Here is a 7,326-nt window from a genome sequence, read left to right as displayed (position 1 = left end):
GGGTGCGGGCGGTACCGAGGACAGCCTCCTCGGAGAGATCGAACCGCAGGGGGTCCTCGGCCGCCGCGGCGATCGCCACGACCCTCAGCCGGTCGACCGGGGCGCTGTGCTCCGGTAGAGCGGCGATGGCCCGGCGGGCCGCGGCGACCGACGTCTTCGGGGCGGTGAAGGTGACCCCGGGGCGCAACTCCCCGGTCCACAGCCACTCGGCGACCTCTTCGTAGGAGTGGTGGACGGCGAGCTCGGTCGCGTCGACGCCGCGGAAGTAGTAGCGGTCCTTGTCGATGAGGGTGAGGCGGGTGGGGACGGACAGATCCCCGGAGCCGCCGGGGCCGGTACCCCTGTCGGACTCCCGCCTGTTGCGCCGGGCGAGCGCCGTCACCTCCTCGGCGTCGAAGGTGCTTCCCCGCCCGCCGGATGCGCGGCGGCTGGTGAGCTGGCCCCGGCTCACGTACGCGTACACGGTCTCCGGCTTCACGCCGAGGAGCTCAGCGGTCTCCCTGGTACTGAGGCGCTGTCCTTCACGGGTCGGGCCCGTCGGGTCTGCCGCTTCTTGATCCCTCATGGAGTCACCGTATCCGTGGAGGTGAACATTGATTCAATCAATATTGACAGAGATCTCGTCAAGCATGGACAGTCTAATCAACACAAGGAGGAAAGTATGCCGATCAACAGGGCCGCATCCGCCTCCGTCGACGTACCGCGGGGACTCGCGGGCGTCGTCGTCACCGACACCGCATTGGGTGACGTCAGGGGGTCGGAGGGCTTTTACCACTACCGCCAGTACTCGGCGGTCGAACTCGCGCAGACCCGCGGCTTCGAAGACGTCTGGCACCTGATGGTCCAGGGGGAACTGCCGGACGCCGCTCGGTCTGCCGCGTTCGCCGCTCAGGTCGGACCCCTGCGCCGGCTGCCCGGCGACGTGCGCGCCGCGCTGCCCGCGATCGCACAGGCGGGCGCCCGCTCGGGGCCCCTGTCCGGCATGCGGACGGCGTTGTCGTTGCTCGGCGCGTCCAAAGGCTTCAAGCCGGTGTACGACATCGACGCGGACCGGCGTCGCGCGGACACGCTGGCAGCCTCGGCGGCCGTGCCGACCCTGATCACGGCGCTGTACAGGCTCGGGCGCGGGCTCGAACCGGTGGAGCCGCGCGAGGACCTGCCGTATGCCGCGAACTACCTCTACATGCTGACCGGTTCGGAGCCGGACCGGGCCCGGGCGAGGGCGATCGAGCAGTATCTGATCTCAACCATTGACCATGGATTCAATGCATCAACCTTCACCGCACGGGTGATCGCATCGACAGGTGCGGACGTGGCGGCGTGCCTGGCTGGAGGGATCGGGGCTCTCTCGGGGCCACTCCACGGTGGTGCGCCGAGTCGTGCGCTGGACACGCTCGACGCGATCGGCACTCCTGACCGCATCGGCCCCTGGATCCGCGAACGTGTCCTGTCCGGAGACCGGATCATGGGCTTCGGCCACCCCGTGTACCGCACCGAGGACCCCCGCTCGCGCATGCTCCGTGGCATTGCCCAGGGGTTCGGGGGCCCGCGGGTCGACTTCGCGGTCGAGGTCGAGCGTCAGGTGGAGGCGATCCTCGCCGAGCTGAAGCCCGGGCGCGAGCTCCACACCAACGTCGAGTTCTACGCCGGAGTGGTCATGGAACTGTGCGGCCTGCCCCGCGAGATGTTCACCCCCACCTTCGCGGCGGCACGCGTGGTCGGCTGGTGTGCCAACATCCTCGAACAGTCGGAGGACACAAAGATCATCCGCCCCGCGGCCCGGTATGTGGGGCCGGTGCCGCCCGTGGCGGTGCCCGCTGCGAACTGAGGGGACCGCATGGTCAAGGGGGGACGGCAAAAGTCACTCCATTTGTCTGCCGTTACTTGCGCACCCCGCGTTGCCGAGCGCGTTACCCTAGCCTGACTCTCTCCGGCCCATCCGAAGACAACATCCCAGCGCTCGGAGAGCACCGTCCGGGCGCGCACCCAAGCTCGGACGGAACGCTCCGATGCCCACCTCTGCTCGGAGAATAACCGCATTTTTCCGAGTAAATAAGGTTGGTACCACTCCGTGAAGATCGTGCGACGTCTGGGGGCCACGCCTCGCGAGCGCGGCAGCGCGACTGGCCAGTCGTGCCCCGATATCTTCGAGCTCAGCGACGGTGACTTCGCCGTCATCGGGCGCGAGGCCACTGCGGAACTCGACACCGAACTCCCGCCCGACGCCGCACGAGCCGACTATGAGCGGATCGTGGTCATCACCCGCGAGACGTTGCTGCGTGCCAAGCGGGACATTCCCGACGTCTGATGCCATCGCAGGGGACGAGTGGGCCGACATCGTTCGCGCCGACGTGTCCCCGTAACCCGCTTGGCTCTCCGTGCGGTTGAGACCTCGGGCCCGGCACCGGAGCAGGTGCCGGGCCCGAGGTGTGTCCGGGGAGGGCATGGTGTGACCGGGCAGCGGCACGCGGGTTCGGAGGCGGGGAGGCGGGCAGCGGGCGGCATGGAGTACGGGCCGTCAGGGTGCCTCATCCGGCGGCTCACCCACGACCCACCACTCGTCCGTGTCGGCCTCGGCCAGATCCTGGATCAGGGCATCCATCATCCGGCCGAGTTCGGCCTCCTCCGACGCGTCCGGCAGGCTCTTCCGGTGGTGACGAGTGGCTTCCCAGTACTCGCGGAAGACCCGGTTCCGGCACATGATCCGCAGATGCCCGTACAGCTCCGCCTGGGTCATCGCTCCGATCCGGTGGAAGTACAGCGCGTTGACGTACAGCGCGTTGGCGAAGAGGAACTGACGCTGCTTCTCGGAGGGGACGTCGGTCTCGTAGGTGTCGAGAACCGCTGCCAGGGCCGGGTCCGCCATGGCTTTGCACAGCAGGTCGAAATGGAGTCGGTGCTGTTCGGCGAGGGCGGCGCGCCTACGCTGGCGCGAGCGTCGTGCGGCTATGGCGTGTGCGGCCGATACGAGTTTTGCCCTGACAGCGGAGCCGAGCCGCCGCATCCCCATGTTCTGTGTGGCCATGTCAACCCCCGGATCGGGCGACCGTCCGCCGGTCGTCGGGTGTGCGTCGACGGACACGGGGACCGGCGAGCGGTGGGCGGTGCGCTGCCTCCTCCCAGTGTTGCCGAGCGGCTCTGATCGGCTGGGAGGCGGAGAGGAGGCGCACGGAGGGAAGTGCGGGTCGCGCACACCGGCGCCATGCCCAACGTGTGCCCCGCGAGCGCCGCTAACAATCGTTCACTCCATGGTGTTTCGACCCACTCGTATCCTGGGGCGACATTCCATTCGTCGTACGAGAGCCGAGCGGGGCGGACAAGCGCCGGGGCGTGAGCCCGTTCCGGGACACAGCCCGGTCGTGAGCCGGTGTGGGTATCGGTGGGAGAGGGCGCGCGTTGAGCCAGTCGGGCCATGCCAACCAGTCGAGCACGTCTGCGAGTTCGGGTCCATCGCGGACGCCGGATCCGGGTCGTCGACAGACCCTCGATCCAGGCCGGCTGCAGATCCCAGATCCAGGCCGGCTGCAGATCCCGGATCCCGGTCGGCGGCAGATCCCGGTCGTCGTCCTCGCCGGGTTCCTGGGCTCGGGCAAGACCACGCTGCTCAACCATCTGCTCCACCGGAGCGGAGGCAGCCGTATCGGAGCCGTCGTCAATGACTTCGGCGCCATCGAGATCGACGCGATGGCCGTGGCGGGAGCGCTCGGCGACTCCACGGTCTCCCTCGGCAACGGATGCCTGTGCTGTGCCGTCGACGTCAGTGAGCTCGATCTGTATCTCGAGCGGCTAGCCCGTCCCTCCGCCCGGATCGACGTCATCGTGATCGAGGCCAGCGGGCTCGCAGAGCCGCAGGAACTCGTGCGGATGGTGCTCGCCAGTGCGAACCCCCGGGTCGTGTACGGCGGGCTCGTCGAGGTCGTCGACGCCGCCGAGTTCGACGCCACCCGCGAGAAGCACCCCGAGATCGACCGGCATCTCTCGCTCGCCGACCTCGTCGTCGTCAACAAGCTCGACCGGGCCGCGGACGGGGACCGCGAGCGGGTTCTGCGGACCGTTCACTCACTCAGCGCTGGTGCTGCCGTGGTGCCCGCCACGTACGGCCGTATCGATCCGGAGTTCCTCTTCGACTGCCGGCCCAGCCGGGAGCGCGTCGGGCAGCTGTCCTTCGATGACCTCTACCGACAGGAGGAGGGTCAGGGAGACGATGAGGGCCAAACGCACGGCGACCACGAGCACGACGGTCATCACGGTCACCTGCACACCGTCTACGAATCCCTCTCCTTCACCTCCGAAGTGCCCCTCGGCCCGCGCCCGTTGATGGACTTCCTCGACAGCCGGCCCGAGGGTCTCTACCGGATCAAGGGGTACGTCGACTTCGGGCCCCACGACCGCGGCAACCGCTATGCCGTGCACGCCGTGGGGAGGTTCCTGCGGTTCTACCCCGAGCCCTGGACACCGGGCGAGCCCCACCTCACCCAGCTGGTCCTCATCGGTTCCGGCATCGACACCGCGGCCCTCGGCAAGGGGCTGGAGGCCTGCAAGGACGACGCCCCTCACGCCGACGAGCACAGCATGTGGGGCGTCCTCCGCTACGTACAGGATCCCGACCAGGCGCAGGACTCCCAGGACGTATCGGGCCCTGACGAGGTGCAGGGTCCTGACCAGCAGACCTACGAGGCCTAGACCGGGCCGGCGACCACCGCCACCGTCTTCGCCAGGGACACGCCCGAGCCGTCGCGGCGCGGGTCGATGTCCGGCAGCTCGGCCGGAGTGCCGTTCTTCTGGGCGGCCCGGGCCGGGGTCGCGCCCGCCCAGGCCAGGGACAGGCAGTCCTCGCCCTTCAGGAACCGCTGGCAGCGCACTCCGCCCGTGGCCCGGCCCTTGCGCGGGTACTGGTCCAAGGGGGTCAGCTTGGCGGTCGTCTGGACCGAGTCGTCCAGGGTGCCGCGCGAGCCCGCGACCGTGAAGACGACCGCGTCCGACGCCGGGTCCACCGCCGTGAACGAGATGACCTTCGCGCCCTCGGTGAGCTTGATGCCCGCCATACCGCCCGCCGGACGGCCCTGCGGGCGGACCTGAGCGGCCTGGTAGCGCAGCAGCTGGGCGTCGTCCGAGATGAAGACCAGGTCCTCCTCACCCGTGCGCAGCTCGACGGCGCCGACGATCCGGTCGCCCTCCTTGAGCGTGATGACCTCCAGCTCCTCCTTGTTGGACGGGTAGTCGGGGACCACACGCTTGACGACGCCCTGTTCGGTGCCCAGCGCCAGGCCCGGCGAGGACTCGTCGAGCGTCATCAGGCAGACCAGCGTCTCGTCGTCCGTCAGGGACAGGAACTCCGACAGCGGAGCGCCACCCGAGAGGTTCGGAGCCGAGGTCGTCTCCGGCAGCTGGGGGAGGTCGATGACGTTCAGCCGCAGCAGGCGGCCCGCGGACGTCACCGCGCCGATCTCGCCCCGGGCCGTCGCCGGGACGGAGGAAACGATCACGTCGTGCTTGGTCCTCTTCCCGCCGTCCTCCGGGAAGGGCCCGCCGTTGACCGTGCGTGCCAGCAGGCCCGTCGAGGACAGCAGGACGCGGCACGGGTCGTCCGCCACCTGGAGCGGGACCGTCGGCGCGGGGGCGCCGGAGGCCTCCAGGAGCACCGTGCGACGGGGGGTGCCGAACTTCTTGGCAACCGCGGCCAGTTCGCCGGACACGAGCTTGCGCAGCTCCGCGTCCGACTCCAGGATCCGGGTCAGCTCCTCGATCTCCGCCCTCAGCCTGTCCCGCTCCGACTCCAGCTCGATGCGGTCGAACTTCGTGAGGCGGCGCAGTGGGGTGTCCAGGATGTACTGCGTCTGGACGTCGCTGAGTGAGAAGCGCTCCATCAGGCGCTCCTTCGCCTGCGCCGAGTTATCGCTGGAGCGGATCAGGCGGATGACCTCGTCGATGTCCACCAGCGCCGTGAGCAGGCCCTCGACCAGGTGCAACCGGTCGCGCTTCTTGCCGCGGCGGAACTCGGAGCGGCGCCGTACGACGTTGAAGCGGTGGTCGAGGTAGACCTCCAGGAGCTCCTTCAGGCCCAGGGTGAGCGGCTGGCCGTCGACCAGCGCCACGTTGTTGATGCCGAAGCTCTCCTCCATCGGCGTCAGCTTGTAGAGCTGCTCCAGGACCGCCTCCGGCACGAAGCCGTTCTTGATCTCGATGACCAGGCGCAGGCCGTGCTGGCGGTCGGTGAGGTCCTTGACGTCGGCGATGCCCTGGATCTTCTTCGAGCCCACCAGGTCCTTGATCTTCGCGATCACCTTCTCCGGGCCGACGGTGAAGGGCAGCTCGGTGACGATCAGGCCCTTGCGGCGCGCCGTCACGTTCTCCACGGCCACCGTGGCGCGGATCTTGAACGTGCCGCGGCCCGACTCGTACGCGTCCCTGATCCCGGAGAGACCGACGATCCGGCCGCCCGTGGGGAGGTCGGGGCCCGGCACGTGCTTCATCAGCGTGTCGAGATCCGCGTTCGGGTAGCGGATCAGGTGGCGGGCCGCCGCGATGACCTCGCCCAGGTTGTGCGGCGGCATGTTCGTGGCCATGCCGACGGCGATGCCCGACGCGCCGTTCACCAGCAGGTTCGGGAACGCGGCGGGCAGCGCCACCGGCTCCTGCTCCTGGCCGTCGTAATTGGGTGCGAAGTCGACCGTGTCCTCGTCGATGGACTCGGTCATCAGACTCGTCGCGTCCGCCATCCGGCACTCGGTGTACCGCATCGCGGCTGGCGGGTCGTCGTTGCCCAGCGAGCCGAAGTTGCCGTGGCCGTCGACCAGGGGCACACGCATCGAGAAGGGCTGGGCCATGCGCACCAGGGCGTCGTAGATCGACGCGTCGCCGTGCGGGTGCAACTTACCCATGACCTCGCCGACGACGCGGGCGCACTTCACGTAGCCGCGGTCCCGGCGCAGGCCCATCTCGTTCATCTGGTAGACGATGCGGCGGTGCACCGGCTTGAGTCCGTCCCGGGCGTCCGGCAGGGCCCGGGAGTAGATGACCGAGTACGCGTACTCAAGGAAGGAGCCCTGCATCTCGTCGACGACGTCGATGTCGAGGATCCGCTCCTCGTACGAGTCGTCGGGCGGCGGGGTCTTCGTGCTGCGGCGGGCCATCGCTGCTGCGGCTCCTTCACAGTCTTGCCGGGGCATGAACGGGATCTGATGCGCTCCATTGTGGACCGACCCACCGACAACGCGGACCACACCCCGTCTTCTGGGCTCCTCCGGCATCCCCGCCACCCGCTCCGACAGGGCGCCGAAACCGGCACGAGGGGCGTGGAGGCCGGGCTGGGGGAGGGGCCGGAAC

6 protein-coding genes are annotated in these 7,326 nt (G+C 69.1%); 3 read left to right on the top strand and 3 right to left on the bottom strand.

Annotated elements, in window-relative coordinates; all coding sequences use genetic code 11:
• Positions 1-565: citrate synthase (locus FNH04_RS37835; protein ID WP_152790361.1), on the bottom strand; the 565-nt coding region annotated here is incomplete at its 3' end.
• A gap of 96 nt (positions 566-661) precedes the next feature.
• Here FNH04_RS37835 and FNH04_RS37830 point away from each other — a divergent pair.
• Complete coding sequence (locus FNH04_RS37830; RefSeq protein ID WP_152790364.1) at positions 662-1,828, top strand: citrate synthase/methylcitrate synthase; 1,167 nt, start codon at positions 662-664, stop codon at positions 1,826-1,828.
• A gap of 243 nt (positions 1,829-2,071) precedes the next feature.
• Complete coding sequence (locus FNH04_RS37825; protein ID WP_322725016.1) at positions 2,072-2,308, top strand: hypothetical protein; 237 nt, start codon at positions 2,072-2,074, stop codon at positions 2,306-2,308.
• A gap of 210 nt (positions 2,309-2,518) precedes the next feature.
• Here FNH04_RS37825 and FNH04_RS37820 read toward each other — a convergent pair whose 3' ends face one another.
• On the bottom strand, positions 2,519-3,025 hold the full coding sequence (locus FNH04_RS37820) for a DUF6082 family protein (protein WP_152790360.1): 507 nt from the start codon (positions 3,023-3,025) through the stop codon (positions 2,519-2,521).
• Positions 3,026-3,522: 497 nt separating this feature from the next.
• Here FNH04_RS37820 and FNH04_RS37815 point away from each other — a divergent pair, with 497 nt between their 5' ends.
• Positions 3,523-4,683 (top strand): CobW family GTP-binding protein, encoded by a 1,161-nt coding sequence (locus tag FNH04_RS37815; protein ID WP_152790362.1) that lies wholly within the window; start codon positions 3,523-3,525, stop codon positions 4,681-4,683.
• Here FNH04_RS37815 and FNH04_RS37810 read toward each other — a convergent pair.
• Entirely contained in the window at positions 4,680-7,133 is a 2,454-nt protein-coding gene (locus FNH04_RS37810) for a DNA gyrase/topoisomerase IV subunit A (RefSeq protein WP_152790359.1), read from the bottom strand. The two genes, FNH04_RS37815 and FNH04_RS37810, sit on opposite strands and share 4 nt — an antisense overlap.
• Between the last annotated feature and the right edge of the window lie 193 nt (positions 7,134-7,326).

The sequence above is a fragment of the Streptomyces phyllanthi genome, from assembly GCF_009377205.1.
Classification (GTDB): domain Bacteria; phylum Actinomycetota; class Actinomycetes; order Streptomycetales; family Streptomycetaceae; genus Streptomyces; species Streptomyces phyllanthi.
Note: the sequence above shows the minus strand (reverse complement) of the source record. Positions and strands in the feature narration are given on the sequence as shown.